Genomic DNA, 24,929 nt, shown 5'->3' on the forward strand with positions numbered 1-24,929 from the left:
TGCCACTCCGTCGTAGCGTCGGGGGGACGGGCCCACCGCCTCGTCGACGCAACGGCGCGCCACCGGCAAGGAGTTGATCGTGGACACACACAACGCGCAGGACACCGCGAAGAGACTGCGGGCGATCGGCGACGAGTTGTCGGAGCGGTTCTACGAACGGGACGACGTGGTGCGGACGCTGGTGGTGACGCTGCTGGCCGGGCAGCACTCGCTGGTGCTCGGACCGCCCGGGACGGCGAAGTCGGAGCTGGCCCGGGAGCTCACGGGCCGGGTCGAGGGAGCGGCCTACTGGGAGATCCTGCTGTCGAAGTTCACCGCGCCGACGCGGATGTTCGGCCCCATCGACGTCGCCGCGCTGGCCCGGGGCGAGTACCGGCAGGTCTACGACGGCCGCGCCACCACCGCGCATGTCGCCTTCATCGACGAGATCTTCAAATGCTCCACGGCGGCGCTGAACGAGACCCTCGGCTACCTCAACGAGCGGATCTACCACCCCGAGAACGGCGGCGAGCCGATCCGCTGCCCCCTGATCGGCGCCATCACGGCCAGCAACGAACTGCCCGCCGGAGAGGACTCCGCCGCGATCTACGACCGGCTGCTGGTGCGGATCGAGGTCGGATACCTGGAGGACCCCTCGAACTTCGCCGCGCTGGTCCGCTCCGCGGTCGGCCGCCCGGCGGCACCGGAGCGGACCACCGTCGAGCTCGCCGCACTGCAGCACGCCGTGGCGGAGGCCGTCCCCGCCGTGGACGTCCCGGACGCGATCGTGGACGCGGTGTGCACGCTGCGGGCCGCCCTGCGCCGCAGGGAACTCGTCGCCTCCGACCGCCGCTGGCGGCAGGCGGTGGGACTGCTCCAGGCGTCCGCGTACCTCGACGGCCGTCCCGAGGTCGCCGAGGCCGATCTGTCGGTTCTGACACACGTGCTGTGGGACTCCCCCGCGCAGCGCCCGACGGTCGAGCGCGAGGTGCTGCACCTGGTCAACCCCGACGCCAAGGAAGCGCTCGACCTGGCCGACACCATCGAGGAGCTGGAGGCCCAGCTCGACGCGATGGCCGGGCAGTCCCGCGAGGCGCTGAGCGAGTGGGTCATCAAGCAGGCCCACAACAAGCTCGCCATGGCCGGGAAGCGGCTGGAGAAGCTGCGCGAGGAGGCGGCGAGCGCCGGCCGTTCCACCGCCGCCATCGACCGGGTCACCGGCCGCCAGCGCGCCGTCCGCGCCCGGGTGCTCACCGAGGCACTCGGCATGGACGCGAGCATGGTGCAGGCCCAGCTGTGAGCGTCAGCGGACCCCACCGGCTCGAGGAGCTGGCGGGCCGGGGCGGGAAGTGGCTGGGTCTGTCCGCCGCGGCCCCCGAGCGGCACTCCGGGGCCGTGGTCGCGGACCGGTTCGACCGGATCGCCTGGCGCGACACCTGTGAGCAGTCGGCCGGGCTGCGCGAGCTGGCCGGGGAACTGAGCGACCGCTACGACCACGCCGGCGACCTCCTGGCCGACACGTTCCTGGCCGCCTACAAGGCCAGGCCCCGGTTGCGGGAGCCCGCCGAGATGGACCCCTCCCGGCTCGTCAACCACCAGGTCGTCAGCTCACTGGTGGCGTCCCCGGAGTTCACCGAACTGCACCGGGAGACCGCCGGCGACCCCTACGCCGCCGCCATGGCCGTACTCGCCCAGGCCGCCGCGCTGCGGGGGCTGCTGGAGCGTACGCGGCAGGCCCGCGAGCAGGCCGGGCGGCAGAAGCGGGCCCAGCGGGACGTGGCGGACGCGGCCGACGCCGTGAGCGAGGCGCTCCGGCGGGCCGCCGCCGATGCCGAGGCGGACGGCACGGTGCCCGGTCCGGCCGCCGATGCCGTGGAACAGGCGATCCAGGCCGCCGAGACCGCCGAAGCCGCCGGGCGGCGGGCCGCCCGGGACGCCGCGCAGGCCCTCGCCGCGGCGGCCCCCGGGATCGGCGCCGCCGCCCGGACCTCTGCCGCGCAGGCCGCCGCGGCCGTGCGGGAGGAGGCCGCGCTGATGCGGGCCTGGGGCGTCGGATCCGCCGAGCTGGAGCGGCTGCCGTTCGGCCGGCGTGCCCTGCTCGCCGAACGGCTGCGCACCGGCCGGCTCGCGCAGTGGGCCGAGCTGATCGGCCGCTTCCGGCAGATGGCCGGCGGCGAGCGCGCCCGCAAGGTGGAGAACGCCACCGGGGAGCTGGTCGGCGTGACCCTGGGCGACGATCTGTCCCGTGTCATCCCCTCCGAGCTCGCGAACCTCGGCCTGCCCGAGCTGCGCGCGGTGTTCGCCGTGCGCTACGCCGCCGGGGAGCTGATGCTCTACGACAGCCAGGGCGAGCAGGCCACCGGCCGGGGCGCGATCATCGCCTGCGTGGACACCTCGCACTCCATGTACGAGGCGGGGCCGGGCGGCATCACCCGGGAGGCGTGGGCCAAGGCGTGCGCGCTGGCACTGCTGGACCAGGCCCGTCACGCGGGACGCGACTTCGTCGGCATCCTCTTCTCCGCCGCCGACCGGCTGAAGGTCTTCCGCTTCCCGGCCGACGAGCCCGCGGGCATCGCCCGGACACTCGACTTCGCGGAGACCTTCCTCGGCGGCGGCACCAGCTACCAGCGACCGTTGTCGGCGGCCGCCGACCTTCTGGAGGAGGAGTTCAACGACGCCTCCCGCAGGCGCGGCGACATCGTGATGATCACCGACGACGACTGCGGCGTCACCGAGGAGTGGACACGCGCCTGGAACGAGGCCAAGCACCGCCTGGGCTTCCGGCTCTTCGGCGTTGCCGTGGGCGCCCCACGGGTCGCGGCGACCGACTCGGTCCTGGACACCCTCTGCGACAACCTCCGCGCGGTGGAGGACCTCACGGACGTCCACGCGGCCGCGGACCTCTTCCGGGTGATCTGACGCCGGTCACGCAGCCGCCCTCACCGTCCAGCGCGGCGAACCCGGCGTCCGGCGTGGGGTGGAGTTCATCTCCGGTGACTCCGGGCCGCCGCCCGGAACAAACGCCGGCCCAGCCGACCCGCCCCTACGTGTCCGTCGCGGGCAGGCGCAGCCCCCGTGACTCGGCGACGCGCAGGGCATCTGTCAGGCACTCGGCGAGACGAAGGCCGGCAAAACGGATCTCCCTGTACGGCGAGGCCGGGTCGTCCAGCACGCTGCGGGCGAGGTCGAGCACGTCGGCGCCGGTGGCGAGCTGGACGGCCTCCAGCTCGTCGGCGAGACGGGAGAGGCGGCTGAAGTTGTCGTCAGTCACCAGGTAGCAGGGTTTGCCGTCGAGCGACGGCCAGGGCAGGAGCCGGGGCGGCGGCGTGATGTGCGCCTGATCAGTGGGGCGTTCCATCAGGCGGCCACCTTCCGCGCGCCGATCAGGTGTTGGTCGAGATCGATCCCGAAGTCGGCAGCGAGCACGAGGGCCAGGCGGCGCCGTTCCTGGAGAGCGGCTTCCCGTTCTTGGGTGGCGACATAGGGGCGGACGAGGGCGGAGGCGCCCCCGTCGAGAGGACTGTGCAGGCCGTACGGCGAACGGTGGCGGGGGAGCTGCGGCGGCCGGGATGCGGAGGGGCAGCTCACGAGGGTGAGGTGCACGTGGGGGAAGAGGTGCCGTCGGGGACGCCCCCTACGCCGTTTCCCGGTGCCGGGGGCGAAGAGGAGGCGCAGCCAGTGGAGGGCCCGGGGGATAAGGTCGTGCATGTCGACGCTCCTTGTAAGCGTTGGCCGTGCCCCGGGAGGTCTGGCCACCTCGCCGGGGTCTTTTCTGTCTTCGACGCTACACCCAGCTATAGCCCTCTACATACAAGTACAGAGGGATCCACACGATCGTGCAGGTCGGCACCGCTCTACGTTGGACGTATGAGCGATAAAGCAGCTCCCAAGACTCAGCTGGACCCCGTGAGCGCCAGACCGCTCTATGTGCAGCTGGCCGACGTGATCGCCGGCAAGATCTCGTCCGGAGAGCTGGCGCCGGACAGGCCCATCCCCTCCGAGAACCATCTCGCCGACGAGTACGGCGTGGCACGACTCACCGCACGGCGGGCCGCACAGGAACTCCGCGAGCGCGGCTTGATCGTCACCGTGCGAGGCAAGGGATCCTTCGTTCTCGAACAGCCGGCTGACGACACGCCCAAGCCCAGCGAGTAGCAGCAAGGCCCGTCCCGCTACTCCGGCTTGTACGCCAGGAACGTGCCGTACTGTCTCCCGCCCCCCTCCTCCGGTTCCTGCACCACCCGCGTCGTGACCACCAGCCCCGCCTGCCCGAGCAGTTCCGCGATCCGGGCCGGCGGCAGCAGACGCGACTCGTAGGACACCGGATGGTCGCCGTACGCGCGCGTGGGGCGCAGGTGCTCGCCGTTGCCCACATGGCCGGCCAGCATCAGCCGGCCACCCGGCGCGAGGGTGCGGCGGAACTCCGCGAAGGCGGTCGGCAGCCACTGCGTCGGGGTGTGGTGGGTGGTGTAGTACGCGAGGATGCCGCCGAGTTCGCCGTCGGCGATGTCCAGCGCGGTCATCGAGTCGACGGTGAAGCGGAGTTCCGGATACGCCGCCCGGGCCAGCTCGGTCATCCTCGGTGACACGTCCACGCCGAACACCGGTACGCCCAGAGCGGCCAGGTGCGCCGTCACCTTGCCCGGACCGCAGCCCAGGTCGGCGACCGGCCCGAGAGGCACGGCGAGTTCGCCGAAGGCGGCGAGCATCGCGCGGGACACCGGGTCCAGCTCGGCCGGCTCCTTGACGAGTCGGGCGCAGTCGGCGGCGACGGTGTCGTAGGACTCCCGGATCGCGGTGAGGTGGGCGGGCTCGGTCATGCCGCGAAGCTGGACGATGGCACTGACACTCCCCGTACGCCGACGCGAGTACGCCGGCTTACTCCCGCTGCAAGACGCCCGCACCGCCCCTCCCCCGGCACGGTGACAGCGTGAAGCCGAAGCCGAAGCCGCAACTCAACCGCCGATCCCGCCGCGCCGCTCTCGTCGTGCACGTCACCGTCTCCGCCGGCTGGCTGGGGCTCTCGCTCGGGCTGCTCGCGCTCGGGATCACCGCGGCCACCACCGGAACCCCCGTGACCGTGGAGGCCTCCGTCCGGGCGATGAAGCTCTTCGCCGACTGGCTCCTGCTCCCCGTCGCGTTCCTCACGCTCCTCAGCGGCCTGCTGCTGTCACTGGGCACGAAGTGGGGTCTGGCCAGGTACCGGTGGGTCTGCACCAAGTTCTGGCTGACCCTCGCCACGACCACCGCCACGGTCTTCGCCCTGCGCCCCGGCGTGAACTCGGCGGTCACGGCCGTCGCCGCGGGCGGACCGCTGCCGGACGCCGGTGACGTGCTGTTCGGACCGGTCGTGTCGCTGTCCGCCTACGTCTTCATGACGGTGATCTCCGTCCTCAAGCCATGGGGCAAGACCCGCCGTGGCCGCACAACGCCTTAGCCATTTGCCTAAAAGGTTTAGGCATGGGCATACTCCCTTCAGGTAGAAGGGAGAGTCGTCATGGCACGCGTAGGACTGACGCCGGAGCGTCTGACCGAGGCCGGTGCCGAGCTCGCCGACGAGGTCGGCTTCGAGCAGGTCACCGTCTCGGCACTCGCCCGGCGGTTCGACGTCAAGGTCGCGAGCCTGTACTCGCACGTGAAGAACTCCCACGACCTGAAGACGAGAATCGCCCTGCTCGCCCTCGAGGAACTCGCCGACCGGGCCGCCGAAGCCCTGGCCGGACGGGCCGGCAAGGACGCCCTGTCCGCCCTGGCGAACGTGTACCGCGACTACGCCCGCGAACACCCGGGCCGCTACGCCGCCGCCCAGCTCCGGCTCGACCCGCGGACCGCGGCCGCGAGCGCCGGTGTCCGGCACGCGCAGATGACCCGGGCGCTGCTGCGCGGCTACGACCTGACGGAACCGGACCAGACCCACGCGGTCCGGCTGCTCGGCAGCGTCTTCCACGGCTACGTCAGCCTGGAGCTCGGCGGTGGTTTCAGCCACAGCGCCCCGGACACCGAGGAGACCTGGGCCCGGATCCTCGAGGCCCTCGACACGCTGCTGCGGAACTGGCCCGCGGCCCCTACCGATCCCCGAGGCTGACACCCATGCACACCGAGCACGACTGGATCACCACGCCCCTCACGGCGGACCTGCTGCGCGGCGCCCTCGACCTGGAGCGCACCGAGCACGGCCTGCTCCCCCACCGGCTGCCCGCCCGGGCCCGTGCACAGAACACCAGCCCGCAGCTGTCGATGGCCGAGGCCCAGCCCTCGGGCGTACGCCTGGCGCTGCGCACCGCCGCCACCGCCATCGAGCTGGACACCCTGCGCACCAAGCGCGACTACGCCGGCTTCCCACCGCGCCCGGACGGACTGTACGACCTGCTCGTCGACGGCGTCCCGGCCGGCCAGGCCGCCGGGACCGGCGGCAATGTCCTCACCGTCGACCTCGCCACCTGGGACGGCGAGGTCACGCCCGGCCCGGTGGGCACGGTCCGGTTCACCGGCCTGCCCGCCCGGGACAAGGACGTCGAGATCTGGCTGCCGCACAACGAGACCACCGAGCTGGTCGCCCTGCGCACGGACGCCCCCGTCGCGCCCGCCCCGGACCGGGGCCGCCGGGTCTGGCTGCACCACGGCAGCTCGATCAGCCACGGCTCGGACGCCGCGAGCCCCACGGCCATCTGGCCCGCGATCGCCGCGCTGCGGGGCGGGGCCGAGCTGGTCAACCTCGGCTTCGGCGGCAGCGCGATGCTCGACCCGTTCACCGCGCGCGCCATGCGGGACACCCCGGGCGACCTGATCAGCGTCAAGACGGGCATCAACCTCGTCAACCAGGACGCGATGCACCTGCGCACCTTCGGACCCGCCGTGCACGGCTTCCTCGACACGATCCGCGACGGACACCCGGACACCCCGCTGCTGCTCGTCTCCCCCATCCACTGCGCCATCCACGAGGAGACGCCCGGCCCCACCGCCCCCGACCGGGACGAGATGAGCAAGGGCCGGATGGTCTTCGCCGCCATGGGCGACCCGGCGCAGACGGCCGCGGGCAAGCTCACGCTCACCGTCATCCGCGAGGAACTGGCCCGCATCGTCGAGCAGCGCGCCGCCGACGACCCGAACCTCCACTACCTCGACGGCCTCGACCTCTACGGCGCGAAGGACGCCGCGGCCCACCCCCTGCCCGACAACGTCCACCCGGACGCGGCCACCCACCGCCACATCGGCGACCGCTTCCACGAGCTGGCCTTCGGAGACGGAGGGCCCTTCGCCACGGCGTAGCGACCGGCAGACCGAGAAAGGCCATGGCGGCCGTGAGGGTCAGTAGACGTCCGGCGCGGTGGGCATGGGCGGGTCCGCGGGTGACGCCTCTCGTTCTCCGTGCCAGCGGACCAGCGCGGCCATGATCTGGGACCGGCTCGGCACCTGCGTCAGGCCGAGCGGCCGTGCGGCGGCGGTCAGGATCCTCTGGAGCCGGCCGGCGACGACGGGGACGGCCATCCAGTTGAAGCCCCACTCCTCGCGCAGGGACAGCGCCAGCCGGATGACGTCGGTGAAGACCGACTGCGCCCTCTTGAAGTCGAGGATCATCGGCAGGTCCTCTTCCCAGCCGGCCGAGAGGCCGGGCCGGATGCCCTCGACGACCCGGCACCATTCGCGCGCCATGCGGCTCTCCTGGTCGGCCGGATAGCGCATCAGGTACAGATGGGTGGCCAGGTCGTAGAGCGGGTCGCCCAGCATCGCCAGCTCCCAGTCGATGACCCAGAGCCGCTCCCGGGGGTCGACGACGAAGTTCTCCCGGTGCAGGTCCGCGTGCAGCAGGCAGAAGGGACGCTGCTGAAGTCCCAGCACGTGCTTCCTGAGCAGGGTGAACGATTCCTCCGAGATGCCGAGCGCGTGGAAGAGCCCGGCGAACGTCCGGTGGTTCTTCTCGTAGACCTGCTCCTCGACGAAGACGATCAGACGCTCCAGGAAGCCGTCGCTGTCACCGTCCTCGGCACGGTCCCGGTCCTGGCAACGCCGCTCCACACTGAGCATGTCCGGCCTGACCGGCACCATCTCGCGGAAGACGTCCACGATCTGACCGAACGTGGCGTCGGAGACGCGCCGCCCCGGCCTGCGTTGTTCACCGAGCGTCCGCCCCTCGATGAAGCCCTGGAGCGCCACGCCGCCGACGTCGACGATGTGCGGGACGCGGCTGAGGTGCGGCTGGAGAGCCGTGAGCAGCTTCTCCTCCGACCCGAAGCACCTGCGGTCGAACCACAGGATCTCGGCCCTCGGCTCACGGACCTTGACGGCTCCCGCCCGGCCCGGCAGCGCGAGGACGTACGTCTCGTGGTGATACCCCTTGAGCGGCCCCTTGACCAGGCTCGGGTCGCCGCTCAGCTCCTCGGCTCGCTCTCGAGCACCGGAGACCAAGGGGGGTGTCATTCGCTGGTTCAGCCTGTTCCGGTGGTACCGATGGTGTAAGGGGAAACGCACGTTACTCCACCGCACTCGGTTGCCGGAGGAAAACCCGGCCATCCGAAGAGCGGGTCCCCTCCCAGGCGTAACCGACGCACACCCGAACGACGACGCAGACCGTCACGACGCCGGACCTGCGCCGTTGGAATGCCAGGACCGATGGGCCACACTGGCCCATCGACCACGAGGAGGCCGAGGAGCCCCATGACCGACGCGACCGCCGACGAGGATGCCCTGGTGCGCTTGCTCCGCCCCACCCGAGCGGTGCTGTTCGACTTCGACGGGCCGGTGTGTGACCTCTTCGGCGGTGCGTCGACGCGAGACGTGGCGGATGAGGTCAAGCGGGCGGCCCGGCAGCACTGGGGCACCCTCGACCCGGACGTGAGCGCCTGTGACGACTCGCACGGCATCCTGCTGCGGCTCAGGGACATGTACGACCGGCGGTCACCGGAACATCGCAGCCGGCGTCCCCTGGAGCTGGCGGAGGGCATCGTCGTGCGGCAGGAGGCCCGAGCGGTCGCGGGCGCCAGGCCGACGCCGTACGTCGGAGACCTCGTGGAGGCGCTGCTCGGCCTCGGTATGCGGGTGGTCATGGTGAGCAACAACGCCGAGGAGCCGATCCGCACGTATCTGAAGGCGCACGGGCTGGACACGAAGTTCGAGCGGGTCTTCGGCCGGGACCGGGAGGACGCCCGGCGCATGAAGCCCGACCCGCACTGCATCAAGCGGGCCAGGGAGCACCTGGAACTCCCGGCCGCGTCCTGCCTGATGGTGGGCGACCAGCTCACCGACCTCAAGGCAGCCCGCTCGGCCGGGACGTGCTTCCTGGGTTACACGGAGGACGAGGCCAAGGCCGAGGAAATGCGCCGCAGCGGCGCCGACTTCGTGGTTTCCTCACACCTCGCCGTCCTCGCCGCCGCGAGGAGGCTCCTGGGTTCACGGGTGGGCGAGCGCGTCATGTGAGGTACGTCCAGGCGGAGTCGAACCAGCTCTGGTGGGTCTCCACGAACACCGTGCCCGGCGAGTAGGGATCCTCGTCCTTGACGTGGTGGGTGAGCTGGGCCCCCAGGCCGAACACGTCGATGGCCTCGATCTCCCGGCCGTCCTCGAGAACGATCCTGCGCCTGAAGGTCTGGTACGGCCCGTGCAGCGCGGCCTCCCCGTTGACCAGATACAGCTTGAAAGCCGGCACCAGCCGGGCGTAACGGATCTCGAAGTCGACCGACGGCACGAGGTTCATGGTCCTCAGGTCGCTCAGCACGCTGCGCAGCGACGCGGTGTGCCGTCGGGCGATGCCCAGCAGCCGCTCCTTCAGAATGTCCTCGTTGGCGCCGTCCTTCGTACGCCAGTAGGGGAAGTCGAGGGACTCGTCGGGGAGCAGCATGCGCAGAGTGATGCTCTGCGGGGCGATCAGCTCAGCCCGTATCCGCTCCGTCTGCAGGCGGATGTGCGCGTCCAGCGACTCCGAGGTCAGCGTGAAGACGTCCAGGGTCACCTCGGGCTGCTCGAATGCCTCGCCGATGAGCGGGCCGAGCGTGACCATGCGGTCGGGCCGTTTACTGCTCGTCGGCGAGTGGATCTGCTGGGTCTTGATCACCCGGGATCCGCTCCCCTGGCGCGACTCGATCCAGCCCTCGCTCTTCAGCTCCCTGAGGACCCTCTGCACGGTGTCGCGGGAGACGCTGAACTCGTCGGCCAGTTCGCGCTGCGGCGGGAGCAACGCGTGGAGGGGGTACCGCCCGTCGGCCATACGCGCCCGCAGCTCACCCGCGACGCGCTCGAATGACCTGCCGCCGCCCTCGCCGGTGTGCCCCTCACTCACACCGCGACCGTACCTCTTCGCACGGACAGCCAAACCAGTTTCAGTCAACTCTGCGGCAAACTTGACGGCCGGTTAAGGGATCAACAGCCCGGGGCAGAACCACATTGCGACAACCAGTCCAATTGGACCGCAAGTTGATCGCTTAACGGGAAGTGGTAGCTGGGGGCGCCATGAAACTCGTCCAACTGATGTCCGTGCTGTTCGGCATGACCTTCACCCGCCTGCTCGAGGCGCGCTACGGCTCGTCCGGCGTGCTGTGCCTGTTCCTCCTGGGAGTCGGCGTCAGAACCCGCAACCCCACGTGCCTGACCATCGCCGCCGTTCTCCTGGGTCTCCTGCTGGCCCAGGACTAGCGGTCCCCGGTCAGCGGCCCGCCCCGTTCCTCGCTCACCCGCGCAGCACCCGCAGCAACGTCTCCAGGGACCCCACGACCGACTCCGCCCCGGCTGCCAGCAGGAGCTTCGCCTTCCGCTCGTTGCGGGCGTAGCCCAGGAAGGGCACTCCGGCCCGCTCGGCCGCCTCGTGGTCCGTGGGGGCGTCGCCGATCATCAACGCGTCCCCCGGCGCGGCGCCCATCGCCCGCAGCGCCCGGTTCAGGCAGTGCGGGTCGGGCTTCAGGTGGTGGAGTTCCTGGGTGCGGCCGTAGACGTGGGGGGCGAAGCAGTCGGCGAGGCCGCGTCCCGCGAGGTACGTGCGGACCACCCGTGGCGAGTTGTTCGTGGTGATCGCCAGGCGTGATCCCACCGCCGTCCAGGTGCGGATCAGCGGATCGGCGTACGGGGTCGGCATCGCCGAGGACGCGGCCCGCAGCTCCTCCTGGGTGAGGCGTTCCTCCAGCTCGGCGACGAGGTCGCTGCCGGGGTGCCGGCGGTCCACGGCGCGCAGGACCGCGTGCGGGTCGAGCGACTCGCGCTCGGTCTCCGTGAGCAGGCCGTGCAGCCCACGGCCCTCCAGCCAGGACACCAAATCGCCCGAGACCCGCTCCGCCGAGTGCCCGGCGAACAGGCGGCAGATGGGCCCGTCGAAGTCCCACAGCACGACATGGGCACGTCCGATGCGCTCGCGGAGTCGGTCCGGATCGTTCTCGGTCGGGATGTGCACCGCACCAGTCTGCTTCGTATCAGAAGTCACTAGGAGAGTGTCAGGTCCGACGTGATGGTTTCCCAGAGGGCGTTGAACCACTTCTGGGATTCCTTCACGAACGCCTCGTCCCGGCGGCCCGTGCGCTTCACGAAGGAGAACAGGAGGGACTGGGAGCCGAGGACGTCGTACATGTCCAGGGTCTGGCTGCCCCACTCCTCCTCGCGCCTGGTCAGCATGTAGTAGCCGATCAGGGCCTCCTCCTCGTTGAGGAGGTACAGCTTCACCGGCGGGGTGAACGGCAGCGCGCGGAAGGTGACGTGGACGTCGATGCCGTGCGTCGAGCGCAGCGCCTTCAGGTTGTGCTGGAGGACCTGCCCCTGGGCGTTGCGCATCGCCAGCCAGCGCTGGTGGACCGGGTTGTCGTCGCCGTGGGCCTCGACCGGGACCGGGAAGGCCAGCTCGATGTCCCGGGAGGGGACCAGGATGCGGACGTCGATCGACTCGGGACGGATGCGGCCCTCGTGGATCAGGCGCAGCGGCTCACCGATGGCGACCATCAGCGTCTCCGCGGTGTGGCAGACCACGTCGACGCGTACGTGCGGCGCCGAGAAGGCCTCCGTCAGTCGGGGGGCGAGGCCCACCATCGTCGGCTGGGGCTCCCCCCGGACCGGCTCCGGGGCCGCGATCCGCGGTGGGCTGCCCTTGCTGACGTTGGTGAGGAGGCCGTCCTCCTGGAGGGCGCGCAGGGCCTGGCGGACGGCGCCGCGCTCCACGCCGAACTCCTCCGCGAGTTCGGCCTGGGTGGGCAGGCGATCCCCCGGCTTGAGCTCACCGGCCCGGATGCGTTGCCGCAGGATGTCGGCGATCTCCTGGGGCGAGGGCCTTCTGCTGCCGTTCACTGCCACGTTCTCCGCCACGCTCTCCTGGGTCACGACCAAACGCTACAACTCTGATCCATCTGGCGGGAGTTGTTTGGAAGTTGTTTATGACTAGGGGCCAAGTGGGGACAACTTAATCAGAGTTGGTTGCCAACTTCTCGGAGTTGGCGGAAGTTTTGCTTCCGGACTTCCGAAGGGGGAACACCGATGCCCGCCCTCGCTCTCCTCTCCGCCGCCTTCGTCGTCGCCTTCGAACAGCTCGTCCAGTGGAAGTACGGTCCGGCCGGCCTCGTCGGCCTGATCCTGCTCACCGTGGGCGTCAAGGCCAAGAGCCCGGCCGTCAGCTCCGCGGGAGCGGTCGTGCTCGCGCTGCTGATGACGGGGCCCGCCCGATGAACCACCGCACCGCCCCGGAACGACCCGTGGGAGACGTCAGATCGTGAGCACCAGCTCCGAACTGATCGTCTCCCACAGTGCGTTGAACCACAGATGTGACTGCTCCACGAACGTCGTGTCGCGCAGCCCGGCGCCCTGCTCGAAGGAGAACAGCATCGACCGGGTGCCCTGGGCGTCGTACAACGCCGGCTGTTCGTGATCGGCCTCGGCCTCCCGGCGCGTCAGCGTGTAGTAGGCGAACAGCGCCTCCGTGCCGTTGAGCAGGTACAGCTTCACCGGCGGGGTGAAGGGCAGCGCCCGGAACGTCACGTGCACGTCGATGCCGTGGGTGGCGCGCAGGGCCAGCAGGTTGTGCTGGAGGACCTGCCCCTGGGCGTTGCGCATCGCCAGCCACCGCTCGTGCACCCAGTCGTCGCCGCCCCCCTCGACCGGCACCGGGAAGGCCAGGTCGATGTCCCGGCTGGGCAGCAGCACCCGGACGTCGACCTTGGCCGGTTTCAGCCGTCCGGCGTGGATCTGGCGCAGCGGCTCACCGATGGCGAGCGTGAGGGAGATGGACGTCAGGCACACGGCGTCGATCTCGACGTGCTCCGCGCCGAACGCCGCCGCTATCCGGGGGGCGAGGGCCACCGTCGTGGGCAGCGGAGGAGCCTCCGGGCCGGTCAGCGGCCCGACGGGGTCGGGGGCGACGGTCGCCGGACTGCCCTTGGACACGTTGGTGAGCAGCCGCTCGGACTGCAGGATGCGCAGCGCCTGCCGCACCGCCCCGCGCTCGACACCGAACTCGTGGGCCAGCTGGGCCTGGGTGGGCATGCGCGCACCCGGCCGCAGCGCCCCCGACCTGATCCGGGCACGCAGCTCCTCGGCCACCTCGTGATGTGTTCTCTGTGGCCGCTGCGACCTCTTCCGTCCAGTGACGGAGTCGTGTTCCGGGTCCACCACTGCACAGTACAACTTCCCGCCATCTTTGGGCAGTTCAAGGAAAGGTGGTTATGAGCCGCTTCCAAGCGGAGATAAGTACAGTGAAGTTGGTCGCCAACTTCGGGCACATGGTCAGACCTTCAGGGGGTTGGCCACCCGCCAGGGACTCCCTTCCGGAGGGGAGCCGGGAGTCCCGCCCGGCCGGCACGGCCGCACGACAACCACAACAGAACAGCTCGCTACGGATGCGGGTCCCAGCACACCGGCAGGAGGGAGCGGCTCAGAACAGGTCCGGGCACCAAGGCCGCCTGGACGTACGCAGCAGGGCGTCGGCCTTCCGGGCGGCGCCCGCTCGTTCTTCGCGCACCCGGCCCAGCGCCGCCAGCCGCACCGCCGACTCGTCCCCGAGCCACAGTGCCCCCAACTCGCCCAGTCCCAGCTCGAGTTCCGCGCTCTCGCCGGTCGGCGTGCAGGACGCCCCCTCGGGCGAGGCCTCCAGCCGGTAGCGCCCGCCGGTCAGCCCGTCCACACCGGCGACCTCCAGCACCAGCGCCCCCGTGCCCTCGTACGTCCGCGCCTCCAGCGCCCGTTCGACGTCCAGGACGCGCACCCACAGCCAGTCGGCCAGCGAAGTGATCCTGGCCGCCCGCGGATCGGGCAGGAGGTGCGGGAGCAGATCGTCGGGCGCCCGCTGGCCGCTCTTCACCGTCACGACCCAGTCGACGGAGCAGACGTACTCCCACAGCGCGCGTTCCGCGGCCGGTGTCACTCCGGTGAGCCACCGCACGGTCGCCGTGTTCAACGGCTGCTTGGCGTCACCCCAGTTGTCGTCCACCTCGTAGGCGGCCATTCCCTCGACCTCGCCGGACGCCGAGCGGTACACGGCGAAGAAGGGCGGCTTCCACGAACTGTCCCACGGCAGGGCCCCGGTCTGCGCCCGCCACCAGAACTCGGAGCGGTCGATCGCGCCGGGCCGGCCGCGGCGCAGCCGCTCGTGCAGCTCGGGGCCGAGCTTGCGGACGTCCTCGCCCTCCACCAGGTCGACCCGCCCGCCGTCCGCCGGGCCCGCCCAGCGGGCGTCGAGGCCGGCGCGCGGCACGTCGACCGTCCACTCCGCCATCCAGGTCGCGGGCCCGAAGCCGTAGCGGCCGTAGATCGGGTACTCGGCGGCGATCAGCGTCGCGGCCACGTCCCCGCGCTCCTTCGCGGCTGCCAGGTCCCGCGCCATCATGCGGCTGAGCAGCCCGCGACGACGGTGGGTGGCGGTGACGGTGACCCCCGAGATCGCGTCGGCCGCGACGCTCGCGCCGCCCACGGCCGTGAGCTCCTGGTCGAAGGACCGGAAGGTCGCCACACACCTGCCGCGGTCGAAGGCTCCGAGGCAGCGGCCTTCCACGAACCGCTCGCGCCGGCCCTCGACCTCCTCGTCGGTCACAGGAGCCGCCCGCAGAAAGCCGGTGTTCACGGCACGCAGCCAGTCGGCGAACTCGGATTCCGCGATCGGGCGTACGTCGATGTCGTCGGCGCCGGGTATGGGGGTCATGAACTCACGCTAGGCGGAGGGCCGGTCGGTGTCGCGCCAATATCCGACCGCCGGCCCTCCCACATCGCGTCCCTGCCCTGGGACGGATCAGACCAGCAGGTCCTCGACCTGCGCCTCCCCCTCGCGGTAGCGGCGCGCGATCTCCGCGCTGCACTCGTCGGCCGTGCGCTGGAGCCGCTGGCGGCGCCGGGAGACCTGCTGCTCGTGGCGCTCCAGCCGCCCCATCGCCGCGCTCAGCTCCAGGTCCGTACGCGCGCCGAGGTCGGACAGCTCCACCTCGGCGAGCATCTCGGCGGCCAGCCGCCGGTACTCCTCGCCCTGCGGGGTGCCCAGGGTGACGTGACGGGCGGAGGAGCGGTGCCGTGCCGGGGCGTCCCGCAGGATCTCCGCCAGCCGCTCCACCACCGAGGCCTCCTCGGACACCGCCACGGAAGCCCCGCCCGCCGGCGTACGCCGGTCCACCTCCGCGCGCAGGATGTCGATCCGCCCCTGGAGCAGCCGCCGCAGATAGCTGAGGTCGGCCTCGTCGCGCTGGGCCTCGCGGCGCAGCGTGCGCAGCTCGGGCAGGCTCAGCGCGGGCATCTCCGGTCCGGGGGCGTCCGAGGGCAGCCGCGGGCTGTCCGTGCGCTGTGTGGGCGGCCGGTGGTACTCCGACGCGCCCCTCCCCGTGTACGTCGACCAGACAGCCGCCTGCTGCTGTCCGGTGCTTGATGTGCTCATGTGCCTCAACCGTCCCCTCGACCGGTGTGTGCAAGCATCGTGCCACCCCAAGTGGCCGCTATGGGAACGAGTGCCCCCGATAGACCCCAGATGGGCGGTATAGCAGCAAAATACGTCCGTGCAGGGGCTGTTGGCGCCCGCGCAAACCACCCTTTCGGTGCATCCGCCGACCACCCGCGGCGCCGATGTCACCGCCCTGCATGATGGACGTATGCGAGCAGTGGTGCAGAGGGTGGACGGCGCGAGCGTCGTCGTGGACGGCGAGACCGTGGGCGCGATCGAGGGCGAGGGGCTGTGCGTCCTCGTCGGCGTCACCCACGAGGACACCAAGGAGAAGGCGGCCCAGCTGGCCCGCAAGCTCTGGTCGATCCGCATGCTGCACGACGAGAAGTCGTGCAGCGACATCGACGCCCCGCTCCTGGTGATCAGCCAGTTCACCCTCTACGGCGACGCCCGCAAGGGCCGCCGCCCCACCTGGAACGCCGCGGCCCCCGGCGACGTGGCCGAACCCCTCGTCGACGAGGTGGTCGCCCAGCTGCGCTCCCTGGGCGCGACGGTGGCCACGGGCCGCTTCGGGGCGGCGATGCGCGTATCACTGACGAACGACGGCCCGTTCACCGTGCAGATCGAAATCTGACCCGAAAGATCTACAAGCGTCGGCCGGGCCGGAGATCCACCAGGAGGGTCTACGGCTGGACGACGACTTCCTGGGCCGCCGCCGTGTCCCCCGCCACCAGCGGGGCGTCCACCGCCACGTTCCGCTTCACCAGGGCGAGGGCGACCGGGCCCAGCTCGTGGTGACGGGCGGACGTCGTGACGAAGCCGACCTTGCGGCCGTCGGGACCGTCGTCCGCGAGCCGGAGCTCCGTGCCGGCCACGGGCAGATGGACCTCGCTGCCGTCCAGGTGCAGGAAGACCAGCCGGCGCGGCGGCTTGCCCAGGTTCTGCACCCGGGCGACCGTCTCCTGCCCCCGGTAGCAGCCCTTCTGCAGATGCACCGCCGAGCCGATCCAGCCCAGCTCGTGCGGGATGGTGCGGTGGTCGGTCTCGAAACCGAGCCGGGGCCGGTACTGCTCCACGCGCAGCGCCTCGTAGGCGAGGATCCCGGCGGGCGGCCCGGCCTGCTCGGCGAACGCCTCCAGGTCGGCACGCGGCAGGAACAGGTCCCGGCCGTGCGGCGTCTCCCGTACGACGACGTCCTCGGGGACCGGGGCGATGGAGCCGGCCGGGAGGTGCACGACCGCGATGTCGGCCGTGCGGTCGGCGACCTCGACCTTGTAGAAGAACTTCATCGACTCCAGGTAGGCGATCAGCGCCTCCTGGGTGCCCGGCTCCACATGGGCCCAGACCGTCGCGCCGTCGTCGACGAGGTACAGGGCGTGCTCGATGTGGCCGTTCGCGGAGAGGATCAGCGCCTCGGTCGCCTGACCCGCCGGGAGATCGCTGACGTGCTGGGTGAGCAGCAGGTGCAGCCAGGCGAGCCGGTCCTCGCCGGTGACGGCGACGACCCCCCGGTGCGAGAGGTCCACGAATCCGGTGCCGTCGGCGAGGGCGCGCTGCTCACGGAACAGATCGCCGTAGTGGGCGGCGACACCTTCGTCCACGCCCTCGGCGGGGACGGCGCCGGGCAGGGTCAGCAGGGGGCTCTTCATATCCGTAAGCCTACGACTCGGTAGTTGAAGCCTTGAGCGTGCAGTCCTCGCACCGGCCGAAGATCGCGAAGTGCTTCATGTCGGTGTCGAATCCGAAGGTCTGCCGCAGCTTGGCGGTGAACTCGGCGGCCACCGAGACGTCCGCCTCGATCACGTTCTGGCAGTCCCGGCAGACCAGGTGGATGTGATGGTGCCGGTCCGCGAGGTGGTACGTCGGTGCCCCGTGCCCCAGATGCGCGTGGCTGACCAGACCGAGCTCCTCCAGGAGCTCCAGCGTCCGGTACACCGTCGAAATGTTGACCCCCGACGCCGTCTTCCTCACTTCCACGAGGATGTCGTCGGGGGTCGCGTGCTCAAGGGTGTCCACGGCTTCGAGCACGAGTTGCCGCTGCGGGGTCAGCCGGTAGCCGCGCTGCCGCAGATCGCTCTTCCAGTCGGTGCTCACCACACCCAAGAGTCTAGGTGCACTCGCGTGCGACCGGTCGAGGAAGGCGGGGGCTCACTTGAAGAAGGCGATGCCGTCGTCCGGCATGTCGTCGGGCAGGGCCTTGGCCCAGCGCTCGACCTCCTCCGGGGTGACGACCTTCTTCAGATGGGCCGACATGTAGGGGCGCAGCTCGACCTCGGGGGTCTGCTTCTCGCCGACCCACATCAGGTCGCTCTTGACGTAGCCGTACAGCCGCTTGCCGCCGGTGTAGGGCTGGGAGGCGGCCGTACGGGCCACCGCGTCCGTCACGAGGTCGATCTGCGGCTTCTTGTCGGCCAGCTCGCCGTACCAGATCTCGATGACACCGTCGTGGCGGGTCATCGTCACCTCGACCTTGCGGGCGCCGTCGATCCGCCAGAAGCCGTGCTCGGACTCCAGGGGGCGGACCTTGTTGCCGTCCTTGTCCAGGACCCAGCTGTGGGACTGGTACTCCAGGAAATCCCGGCCGTCATGGGTGAAGGTGACCTCCTGCCCGAAGTTGCACTTCTCGGAGCCGGGGAAGTCGTGCACGCCCGCGCCCGCCCAGGTGCCGAGCAGGAAGGCGAGCGGGACGAGGTCCTTGTGAAGGTCGGACGGGATCTCGATCATGGGAACTTCCTAGACGTGGGTCAGCGCTGGCCCTGGTACAGCTTCTTCACGGTCAGTCCGGCGAAGGCGAGGACGCCGACGGCGACCAGGACCAACAGGATTTCGAAGAAGATCTCCACGGGGTGCTCCTTGAGCGGGGTGCGAATGGGTGCACAGGGCCGAGCCCAGCTTACGCGGCCGGGTTCCGGGCCTCATGGTGAGGTGCGCCCGCGCTGACGTCAGCCGAGCAGCTGGCTCTGCAGCGTCACCGTCTGCCGGAAGGGCACGGCCCTCGCGCCGCCCTCGCGGGACTGCACGACCAGCGCGAGGGTGTCACCGGCGGCGAGGTAGGCGTGGCGGACCTGTTCGCCGCCGTACGGCCTGGCCTCGTCGTAGACCACGCGCTGGACGCCCTCCACCAGGGCGTCCTGGGGAAACGTCTCGTCGTTGGCGGATGTCGCGGCCCCGCGCAGCGGGAACTTCGGCGCGCTGTAGGGGGCGAGGTAGGGCCCGAGCAGCGCGTCCACGACCGCCGCGGTGTCGAACTGGAGCAGATAGATCCGCGTACGCGTACCGTCCGGCATGCTCCAGCCGCGAGCGGCGATGTGCCGCAGCCCGTGATCGGTGAGGTGCTGCCCGAGTTCCGCGCGGTCGTCCTTCGCGGCGTACTCCGCCAGGAAGTCCTTCCGCGGCAGCCAGCCGTCCTTGCCCCGCAGCGCCCGGTCGTCCTCGGCACCGGCGGGAGCGGGCAGGGGAAGGGACCGCAGATCGGCGTGGTGCGTGCCGGCCGTGTTGGCCTCGGCGAAGGGGCCCGGGCTGCCGGACGGCAGCGGCGGCCTGGCGAGCACCGGGTACTCCCAGCGCCCGTCCGGCTGAGTCGAGAGCCCGGGCACGTCGGTCCGCTCCAGCCGGGTGATGCCGTACGCCGTGGCCGCGCCGACCGCCGCGAAGACGACCACGGCGGTCGTCCAGCGCAGGGCGGCCGGCAGGACCCCGCGGGCCTTGCGGTCGTCGTGCACGGGCACCGGGGGTGCCTCCGGCAGCGCCTTCTCCGCGGGTCGCACGGAGATCTGCTGCTTCTCGGTCATATCGCCTTCCCCGGCTCGGTGATGCGGTCGAGCTGCTCGCGGAACAGCGTCGCGGTCGCTTTGGTATCGAGTGGCTTCGCGGCGTCCGCGACGAGTGTGACCAGGACGTTCCCGACGTACGCGAAGCAGAGCATCGACTCCAGCTTTTCGTCGTCGTCCTTCGGCGGCAGGAAGCAGGAGGCGTTCTTGTGGCCCTTGATCTTCGGACCCGCGCGGAAAACGTCCAGGGCGTCGAAGAACGCGCCGCGCAGCCGCGAGGCCTCCCGGACGGCGTCCCGGTTCTCCATCCGGGAGAGCTCGACGCGCACGGCGACGGCCTCGTCCGTGAAGTCGCCGGAGTGCTTCGCGGTGCTGTGGTAGCTGCGCATGGCGATGCCCGTGATGCGCTGCTGGTCGACCACCTTCTCCAGCCGCTTGCGCTGCGTGCGCGGCAGGCCGCTCAGGGCCTCCTTGCGCAGGGACGTGGCCTGCTGCCCGCTCAGCTCGGTGTCCGAGCCGTACTCGCCGAGGTCCGGGCCCGGCACCCAGCCGTCGGTCCCGTACGGCACGAGCATGCCGGCGAGCCCCTTGGGGGCGGCGGCCTTCTTCTCCGCCTCCGACTCGCTCCTGGCCTCGGGGAACTCCCAGACCGGCGCACCCGCGTCCCGGTCGGCGTCGTTCACGGCCACGACGGTGTACCCCGCGCCGCCGAGGACGGCGACCGCCAGCAGCGCGGACGCGGCGACGGCGGCGACCCGGGCACGGCGTGCGGGCTTCTCAGGGAGCTCGAGGGGGTCGGGGAGCTCGGGGAGCTCGGGGAGCTCGGGGACGGGCCGGGAGACGGTCTCCGCCCCCACTGGCTCCACCGGGTCCACCGGGTCCACCTGGTTGTCACTCACAGCCGCTCCATCTGCCGCTCGGCCAGGTCCATGATCTTCGCCTTGGGAATCGGCTTGGTGTCCGTGATCCACATCTCCACGGCGATGTCGCCGCGCCAGGCGTGTGCCTCGGCGGTGTACAGGGGCACGTACCCGGGCTTGGTGTCGGGCCGCGCGTGGACGTAGACCCGCCCGTTTCCGGTGCCGGGGATCGCCCAGCTGTCGGTGCCTTCCTCGTCCCCGACCCAGTACTGGGTGTTGTCCACGTTCTCGGCGGCGGCGAGCGTCTCCTCCTGCCGGAACTGCACCAAGCGGATCTCGACCTCGTAGGTGCGGCCGACCAGCCAGCCGGTGGTGGCCGCGCGCCGGAACTCGTCGCGGACGATCTCGCCGAACATCTCGCCCGGCTTGTCGTAGAACTCCGCGTAGTCCGCCAGGTCCAGCCAACCGTCCTCACCCATCAGGTACGCGGCGTCCCGGGCCCCACGCGGCTTCTCAAGCAGAAGCTTGCGCAGGTCGCCGTCGGTCTTCACCCGCCGGTCCCGCGCGGCCGACAGCGGCTCGGGGCCCTCCCCCCTGGCCTGCGCGAGCGCAGGCTGCGAGAGCGAGGGCAGCTTCGTGGGCGCGCGGTGCACCTGCACGAGGTAGCCGACGCAACCGCCGACGACCAGCCCCAGCACGGCGGCGGCACCGATCATCACGGCCGTACGCCGCCGACGCCGACGCGGCCGGGGCTCGGCGGTCACTTCTTCGTCTGCTTCCAAGACGTCCCCCCACAGAACGTGAGTCGCGCATTCCGTATGCGCGCGCACAGGAGACCCTCGGTCGACGCCCGCGGTTGCACGGGCGTTGATTACGATTCGGCTATGGCGAAGAAGCTGGTGATCAAGGTGACGGCGGGGGCCGATGCTCCCGAGCGGTGCTCTCAGGCGTTCACGGTGGCGGCGGTGGCCGTGGCCAGTGGTGTCGACGTCTCCCTGTGGCTGACCGGCGAGTCCGCCTGGTTCGCGCTGCCCGGCCGCGCCGCCGAGTTCGAGCTGCCGCACGCCGCCCCCCTGCCCGACCTGCTGGACTCCCTCCTCGCGGGCGGCCGCGTCACCCTGTGCACGCAGTGCGCGGCGCGCCGCGAGATCACGGAGCAGGACGTCATCAAGGGCGTCCGCATCGCCGGGGCGCAGGTCTTCGTGCAGGAAGCGATGGCGGACGAGACGCAGGCGCTCGTCTACTGAGGCGCTCGCCGAGGACTTTCCGTGTAGAGGCAGAACGGGTGCCCTGCCGGATCCAGCAGCACCCGGACGTGGTCCTGCGGCTGGTGCCCCGCCGGCCGCGCCCCGGCGGCGACGGCCCGCGCGGTCTCCCGCTCCAGGTCGTCGACCTCGATGTCGAGGTGCATCATCATCCGCGGCCGGCCCGGCTCGCTCGGCCAGACCGGCGGCCGGTAGCCGGGCTCCGTCTGGAAGGACAGCCCCGTGCCGCCGTCCGGGGGCCGGATGTGCACCCAGTCAGGGCCGTCCTCGCCCCGCCACACGCCCCAGCCGGGCAGCAGACGCAGGTAGAAGCGCGCGAGCTCCGGGGCGTCCAGCACGGCTGCTGTGAGTCTCATGGGCCGCGGATACCCCGGACGGGCGGGAAGGACGCCGGTCAGCAAGCGCGAGCGGACGCCGCTCAGCGCGGGCGAGCGAAGCAGGCGCCACTCAACCCGGACTGGCGGGGCGTACGCCGCTCCGTGGGGGCGGGCGAGGCAGGCGCCGCCCAGCACGGGCGCGCAGGGGCGGGCGGCGGTCAGTGGGGGCGTTTCTTGCCGTCCAGTTCGTCCCACCATTCGTCGGACTGGGGATCGCCGGACGGGTCGTCCCACCACCGGTCCTCCGGTCCGCGCCGGTTCGCGACCATGGCCGCCACGGGCGGGATGACCATGGCGACGACACACATCCCGACGGCGACGGGAACGGACCACAGCCGCACGACACCCCAGGCCAGCACGAAGAGGCCGATGCAGAGGCCCATCATCGCGAAGTACGTGTGACGCCGGCGTGCGTACATACGTCCAGCGTAGGTCCGGGCACGCCGAAGGGCCGCACCCCAGGTGTCCAACCCGCGGGGTGCGGCCCTTCGGAATACGGTCGCCGTCAGACGGCGATCGCGACCTCCGCCAGGCCGCCCTGCTGGGCGACGACCGTGCGGTCGGCGGTGGCGCCGGGCACGAGGGCACGGACGGTCCAGGTGCCCTCGGCCGCGTAGAAGCGGAACTGTCCGGTCGCCGAGGTCGGCACCTCGGCCGTGAACTCGCCGGTCGAGTCCAGCAGACGGACGTAACCCACCACGGGCTCGCCGTCCTTGGTCACCTGACCCTGGATGGTGGTCTCACCGGGCTTGATCGTCGAGGCGTCGGGGCCGCCGGCCTTCGCACCGCACATGTCTTACTCCTGAAGGGGTCTGGAAAGGTCGGTCGGGTGGGGTTACTTGCCGGCGCCGAGCTCGATCGGCACGCCCACGAGGGAGCCGTACTCGGTCCAGGAGCCGTCGTAGTTCTTGACGTTCTCCACGCCGAGCAGCTCGTGCAGCACGAACCAGGACAGCGCGGAGCGCTCACCGATGCGGCACAGGGCGATGGTGTCCTTGGACAGGTCGATCTCCTCGTCCTCGTAGAGCTTCTTGAGCTCCTCGTCGGACTTGAAGGTGCCGTCGTCGTTGGCGTTCTTCGACCACGGGATGTTGCGGGAGGTCGGCACGTGGCCGGGGCGCTGCGACTGCTCCTGCGGCAGGTGGGCCGGGGCGAGCAGCTTGCCGGCGAACTCGTCGGGCGAGCGCACGTCGACGATGTTCTGCTTGCCGATGGCGTCCACGACCTCGTCGCGGAAGGCGCGGATGGACGTGTCCTGCGGCTTGGCCTTGTACTCCGTCTTCGGACGCTCCGGCACCTCGTCGCCGCCGACCAGCTCGCGGGCGTCGAGCTCCCACTTCTTGCGACCGCCGTCGAGAAGCTTGACGCTGTCGTGGCCGTACAGCTTGAAGTACCAGTAGGCGTAGGAGGCGAACCAGTTGTTGTTGCCGCCGTAGAGAACCACGGTGTGGTCGTTGCCGATGCCCTTGTCGGACAGGAGCTTCTCGAAGCCCTCCTGGTCGACGAAGTCACGGCGGACCGGGTCCTGGAGGTCCTGCGTCCAGTCGATCCGGATGGCGTTGCGGATGTGGTTCTTCTCGTAGGCGGACGTGTCCTCGTCCACCTCGACGATGGCGATGGTCGGGTCGTCCAGGTGCTCCTGGAGCCAGTCGGCGTCAACCAGGACGTCGTTGCGGCTCATGCTTCTTCTCCTCCGGGGCAGTTACGGCGGGGCGTGCGAGGTATGGAGGGCGCGCCCTTGAGGCAGGGCGGCGCACAGGTGCCCGTGATGCGGGGCTGCGGGGATGCGCGCGCCGGCGCGACTGCCGACGCGATCGCTCAGAAGGTGCGACAGAGCATGGCGGCGACGCGGCACAGGTCTACTGCCCGCCGCTTCGTGAGATCCGCCTGTCGCTTCATAGCCTCGATCGTAGGGACGGTCGGGCGGGCATGTCACCGGCGTGTCGCATGCTGAGACGAGACAATCCGCCATATGGGATCGAGAGGCCGCCAGGGCGCTCCCCGCACGGCGTCCGGCCGACCGTATCCCCCGTCACAGCTACGCTGCGGACATCGCCGTCTCGCCCACCGGACAGCGCAGGTCGGACCCGCCGAGCGACTGCCTACCCGGCCAGACGGACGTCGGAACCCTTCACCGTGATCTCGACGCCGTCCGGGGCGGCCTGGACGGTGTCCAGCTCGATGCCGCCGGGCAGGCCGTCGATCTTCTGCTGGAAGTCGGTGATCGCCCGGACACGGTTCTCGGCGATGTCGACGCCGCCGAACTTGGGCAGGCCGTCGGCGTGCACGCGGACCGTGCCGTCGTCCACCTTCACCGAGCTCAGCACGGAGACCGGCTCCGGCAGCTTGGTGCCGAGGACCGTGGCCTCGACGGTCACCTTGATCTTGCCGTTGCCGCCGTCGGAGAGACCGACGACGTTCGCGGTGACGCCCGGGGCGACCTGGGTGGGCTCGGACTTCGCCGTCTTCAGCAGCTCGTCGTAGGCGATGGTCGCGGTGCCGGTGGCGGTGGAGGCGGTGGCGGAGCTGTAGTCGCCGGAGAACTCGACGCCCTTCATGTCCGCCCGGAGGTCGTCGATGCGGATCTTCTGGCCGTCGTTGCCCGCGGCGGCCTCGTAGTCCTTGATGCCGACCTCGATGTCGTCCAGGGAACCGCCGGCGACCTGGGTGAGGAACGGGAAGCCCTTGATGGACACATCGGGCGTCGCCGACAGGTTCTCCGTCGTCTTCAGCCGCTCGGCGGCCTCGTCCTCGGCGAAGCCGACCGCCACACGGTCGGCGATCACGAAGAGCCCGCCCAGGATCACGACGAAGATCAGCAGTATTCGCAGTGCGCGCATGCGGTGTGTCCCCCACCCAGT

33 protein-coding genes are annotated in these 24,929 nt (G+C 70.9%); 11 read left to right on the forward strand and 22 right to left on the reverse strand.

Annotation, left to right across the window (positions count from 1 at the left end; translation table 11 throughout):
* The first annotated feature begins 79 nt into the window (after window positions 1–79).
* Entirely contained in the window at window positions 80–1,279 is a 1,200-nt protein-coding gene (locus tag IGS69_RS15740; protein WP_190900320.1) for an AAA family ATPase, read from the forward strand.
* Complete coding sequence (locus tag IGS69_RS15745; RefSeq protein ID WP_190900322.1) at window positions 1,276–2,898, forward strand: vWA domain-containing protein; 1,623 nt, start codon at window positions 1,276–1,278, stop codon at window positions 2,896–2,898. Before IGS69_RS15740 ends, IGS69_RS15745 begins: the two co-directional genes overlap by 4 nt.
* A 124-nt stretch (window positions 2,899–3,022) precedes the next feature.
* Here the strand turns inward: IGS69_RS15745 and IGS69_RS15750 are convergent, their stop codons facing one another.
* Complete coding sequence (locus tag IGS69_RS15750; protein WP_190900324.1) at window positions 3,023–3,337, reverse strand: hypothetical protein; 315 nt, start codon at window positions 3,335–3,337, stop codon at window positions 3,023–3,025.
* A complete protein-coding gene (locus IGS69_RS15755) occupies window positions 3,337–3,687 on the reverse strand; it encodes a hypothetical protein (RefSeq protein WP_190900326.1) in 351 nt (116 codons plus the stop codon). Before IGS69_RS15755 ends, IGS69_RS15750 begins: the two co-directional genes overlap by 1 nt.
* 198 nt (window positions 3,688–3,885) lie before the next feature.
* Between IGS69_RS15755 and IGS69_RS15760 the strand changes: the two genes are divergently transcribed.
* Entirely contained in the window at window positions 3,886–4,134 is a 249-nt protein-coding gene (locus IGS69_RS15760) for a GntR family transcriptional regulator (protein ID WP_365257513.1), read from the forward strand.
* A gap of 17 nt (window positions 4,135–4,151) precedes the next feature.
* Here the strand turns inward: IGS69_RS15760 and IGS69_RS15765 are convergent, their stop codons facing one another.
* The gene (locus tag IGS69_RS15765) at window positions 4,152–4,799 is read right to left on the reverse strand and encodes a class I SAM-dependent methyltransferase (protein ID WP_190900331.1); all 648 of its coding nucleotides are present in this window, start codon (window positions 4,797–4,799) and stop codon (window positions 4,152–4,154) included.
* A gap of 110 nt (window positions 4,800–4,909) precedes the next feature.
* Here IGS69_RS15765 and IGS69_RS15770 point away from each other — a divergent pair, with 110 nt between their 5' ends.
* From IGS69_RS15770 to IGS69_RS15780, 3 genes are read left to right on the forward strand one after another with little or no spacing between them, the layout of a single operon-like run.
* Window positions 4,910–5,416, forward strand: a complete 507-nt coding sequence (locus tag IGS69_RS15770) for a DUF2269 domain-containing protein (RefSeq protein WP_190900332.1) — start codon at window positions 4,910–4,912, stop codon at window positions 5,414–5,416.
* Between the two features lie 60 nt (window positions 5,417–5,476).
* Complete coding sequence (locus IGS69_RS15775) at window positions 5,477–6,064, forward strand: TetR/AcrR family transcriptional regulator (RefSeq protein WP_190900334.1); 588 nt, start codon at window positions 5,477–5,479, stop codon at window positions 6,062–6,064.
* Between the two features lie 5 nt (window positions 6,065–6,069).
* Window positions 6,070–7,248, forward strand: a complete 1,179-nt coding sequence (locus tag IGS69_RS15780) for a GDSL-type esterase/lipase family protein (RefSeq protein WP_190900336.1) — start codon at window positions 6,070–6,072, stop codon at window positions 7,246–7,248.
* A gap of 39 nt (window positions 7,249–7,287) precedes the next feature.
* Here IGS69_RS15780 and IGS69_RS15785 read toward each other — a convergent pair whose 3' ends face one another.
* A complete protein-coding gene (locus IGS69_RS15785; RefSeq protein WP_190900338.1) occupies window positions 7,288–8,397 on the reverse strand; it encodes a phosphotransferase in 1,110 nt (369 codons plus the stop codon).
* A gap of 237 nt (window positions 8,398–8,634) precedes the next feature.
* Here IGS69_RS15785 and IGS69_RS15790 point away from each other — a divergent pair, with 237 nt between their 5' ends.
* Window positions 8,635–9,393 carry an HAD family hydrolase gene (locus tag IGS69_RS15790; RefSeq protein WP_190900340.1) on the forward strand — a complete coding sequence of 253 codons (759 nt, stop codon included), beginning with the start codon at window positions 8,635–8,637 and terminating at the stop codon, window positions 9,391–9,393.
* Here IGS69_RS15790 and IGS69_RS15795 read toward each other — a convergent pair.
* Window positions 9,386–10,252 carry a winged helix-turn-helix domain-containing protein gene (locus IGS69_RS15795; protein WP_190900342.1) on the reverse strand — a complete coding sequence of 289 codons (867 nt, stop codon included), beginning with the start codon at window positions 10,250–10,252 and terminating at the stop codon, window positions 9,386–9,388. The genes IGS69_RS15790 and IGS69_RS15795 overlap by 8 nt on opposite strands.
* A 170-nt stretch (window positions 10,253–10,422) precedes the next feature.
* On the opposite strand from IGS69_RS15795, the gene IGS69_RS15800 reads away from it, so the two are divergent.
* Complete coding sequence (locus IGS69_RS15800; protein WP_190900344.1) at window positions 10,423–10,605, forward strand: hypothetical protein; 183 nt, start codon at window positions 10,423–10,425, stop codon at window positions 10,603–10,605.
* Window positions 10,606–10,639: 34 nt separating this feature from the next.
* Here the strand turns inward: IGS69_RS15800 and IGS69_RS15805 are convergent, their stop codons facing one another.
* Window positions 10,640–11,383, reverse strand: a complete 744-nt coding sequence (locus IGS69_RS15805) for an HAD family hydrolase (RefSeq protein ID WP_385865327.1) — start codon at window positions 11,381–11,383, stop codon at window positions 10,640–10,642.
* The gene (locus IGS69_RS15810; RefSeq protein WP_190900348.1) at window positions 11,383–12,273 is read right to left on the reverse strand and encodes a FadR/GntR family transcriptional regulator; all 891 of its coding nucleotides are present in this window, start codon (window positions 12,271–12,273) and stop codon (window positions 11,383–11,385) included. Before IGS69_RS15810 ends, IGS69_RS15805 begins: the two co-directional genes overlap by 1 nt.
* Before the next feature lie 147 nt (window positions 12,274–12,420).
* Here IGS69_RS15810 and IGS69_RS15815 point away from each other — a divergent pair, with 147 nt between their 5' ends.
* A complete protein-coding gene (locus IGS69_RS15815) occupies window positions 12,421–12,609 on the forward strand; it encodes a hypothetical protein (RefSeq protein WP_030849031.1) in 189 nt (62 codons plus the stop codon).
* Window positions 12,610–12,645: 36 nt separating this feature from the next.
* On the opposite strand, the gene IGS69_RS15820 is transcribed toward IGS69_RS15815, so the two are convergent.
* The 3 genes from IGS69_RS15820 to IGS69_RS15830 all read right to left on the reverse strand — a co-directional run bounded on the left by IGS69_RS15820 (window position 12,646) and on the right by IGS69_RS15830 (window position 15,793).
* Complete coding sequence (locus tag IGS69_RS15820) at window positions 12,646–13,563, reverse strand: FadR/GntR family transcriptional regulator (RefSeq protein ID WP_190900350.1); 918 nt, start codon at window positions 13,561–13,563, stop codon at window positions 12,646–12,648.
* Between the two features lie 247 nt (window positions 13,564–13,810).
* Entirely contained in the window at window positions 13,811–15,073 is a 1,263-nt protein-coding gene (locus tag IGS69_RS15825; RefSeq protein ID WP_190900352.1) for a GNAT family N-acetyltransferase, read from the reverse strand.
* Window positions 15,074–15,160: 87 nt separating this feature from the next.
* On the reverse strand, window positions 15,161–15,793 hold the full coding sequence (locus tag IGS69_RS15830; protein WP_190900354.1) for an RsiG family protein: 633 nt from the start codon (window positions 15,791–15,793) through the stop codon (window positions 15,161–15,163).
* A gap of 211 nt (window positions 15,794–16,004) precedes the next feature.
* Between IGS69_RS15830 and dtd the strand changes: the two genes are divergently transcribed.
* Window positions 16,005–16,430: a D-aminoacyl-tRNA deacylase gene (dtd, locus tag IGS69_RS15835; protein ID WP_030242984.1), complete on the forward strand. Its 426-nt coding sequence runs from the start codon at window positions 16,005–16,007 to the stop codon at window positions 16,428–16,430.
* Window positions 16,431–16,479: 49 nt separating this feature from the next.
* On the opposite strand, the gene ygfZ is transcribed toward dtd, so the two are convergent.
* From ygfZ to IGS69_RS15865, 6 genes are all read right to left on the reverse strand, one after another.
* The gene (ygfZ, locus tag IGS69_RS15840) at window positions 16,480–17,445 is read right to left on the reverse strand and encodes a CAF17-like 4Fe-4S cluster assembly/insertion protein YgfZ (RefSeq protein ID WP_190900356.1); all 966 of its coding nucleotides are present in this window, start codon (window positions 17,443–17,445) and stop codon (window positions 16,480–16,482) included.
* Window positions 17,446–17,455: 10 nt separating this feature from the next.
* On the reverse strand, window positions 17,456–17,893 hold the full coding sequence (locus tag IGS69_RS15845) for a Fur family transcriptional regulator (protein ID WP_190900358.1): 438 nt from the start codon (window positions 17,891–17,893) through the stop codon (window positions 17,456–17,458).
* Window positions 17,894–17,944: 51 nt separating this feature from the next.
* Window positions 17,945–18,520 (reverse strand): FABP family protein, encoded by a 576-nt coding sequence (locus IGS69_RS15850; RefSeq protein ID WP_190900359.1) that lies wholly within the window; start codon window positions 18,518–18,520, stop codon window positions 17,945–17,947.
* A 218-nt stretch (window positions 18,521–18,738) separates the two neighbouring features.
* Entirely contained in the window at window positions 18,739–19,587 is an 849-nt protein-coding gene (locus tag IGS69_RS15855; protein WP_190900361.1) for a hypothetical protein, read from the reverse strand.
* Window positions 19,584–20,465, reverse strand: coding sequence for a hypothetical protein (locus IGS69_RS15860; RefSeq protein ID WP_190900363.1), 882 nt, complete (start codon window positions 20,463–20,465; stop codon window positions 19,584–19,586). Before IGS69_RS15860 ends, IGS69_RS15855 begins: the two co-directional genes overlap by 4 nt.
* Complete coding sequence (locus IGS69_RS15865) at window positions 20,462–21,190, reverse strand: hypothetical protein (protein ID WP_385865319.1); 729 nt, start codon at window positions 21,188–21,190, stop codon at window positions 20,462–20,464. The genes IGS69_RS15860 and IGS69_RS15865 overlap by 4 nt, the downstream gene beginning before the upstream one ends.
* A gap of 120 nt (window positions 21,191–21,310) precedes the next feature.
* On the opposite strand from IGS69_RS15865, the gene IGS69_RS15870 reads away from it, so the two are divergent.
* On the forward strand, window positions 21,311–21,673 hold the full coding sequence (locus IGS69_RS15870) for a DsrE family protein (RefSeq protein ID WP_190900367.1): 363 nt from the start codon (window positions 21,311–21,313) through the stop codon (window positions 21,671–21,673).
* On the opposite strand, the gene IGS69_RS15875 is transcribed toward IGS69_RS15870, so the two are convergent.
* The 6 genes from IGS69_RS15875 to IGS69_RS15895 form a co-directional block, all read right to left on the reverse strand.
* Entirely contained in the window at window positions 21,667–22,047 is a 381-nt protein-coding gene (locus IGS69_RS15875; protein ID WP_190900369.1) for a VOC family protein, read from the reverse strand. The genes IGS69_RS15870 and IGS69_RS15875 overlap by 7 nt on opposite strands.
* A 179-nt stretch (window positions 22,048–22,226) precedes the next feature.
* Window positions 22,227–22,487: a DUF3099 domain-containing protein gene (locus tag IGS69_RS15880; RefSeq protein ID WP_104787603.1), complete on the reverse strand. Its 261-nt coding sequence runs from the start codon at window positions 22,485–22,487 to the stop codon at window positions 22,227–22,229.
* Between the two features lie 86 nt (window positions 22,488–22,573).
* Window positions 22,574–22,861, reverse strand: coding sequence for a DUF1416 domain-containing protein (locus tag IGS69_RS15885; protein ID WP_003991226.1), 288 nt, complete (start codon window positions 22,859–22,861; stop codon window positions 22,574–22,576).
* A gap of 42 nt (window positions 22,862–22,903) precedes the next feature.
* On the reverse strand, window positions 22,904–23,749 hold the full coding sequence (locus IGS69_RS15890) for a sulfurtransferase (protein ID WP_190900371.1): 846 nt from the start codon (window positions 23,747–23,749) through the stop codon (window positions 22,904–22,906).
* 137 nt (window positions 23,750–23,886) lie between these two features.
* On the reverse strand, window positions 23,887–23,967 hold the full coding sequence (locus tag IGS69_RS35210; protein ID WP_350310325.1) for a putative leader peptide: 81 nt from the start codon (window positions 23,965–23,967) through the stop codon (window positions 23,887–23,889).
* A gap of 203 nt (window positions 23,968–24,170) precedes the next feature.
* On the reverse strand, window positions 24,171–24,908 hold the full coding sequence (locus tag IGS69_RS15895; protein ID WP_190900373.1) for an LmeA family phospholipid-binding protein: 738 nt from the start codon (window positions 24,906–24,908) through the stop codon (window positions 24,171–24,173).
* Window positions 24,909–24,929: the final 21 nt, after the last annotated feature.

It is taken from the genome of Streptomyces tuirus (assembly GCF_014701095.1).
Lineage (GTDB): Bacteria > Actinomycetota > Actinomycetes > Streptomycetales > Streptomycetaceae > Streptomyces > Streptomyces tuirus.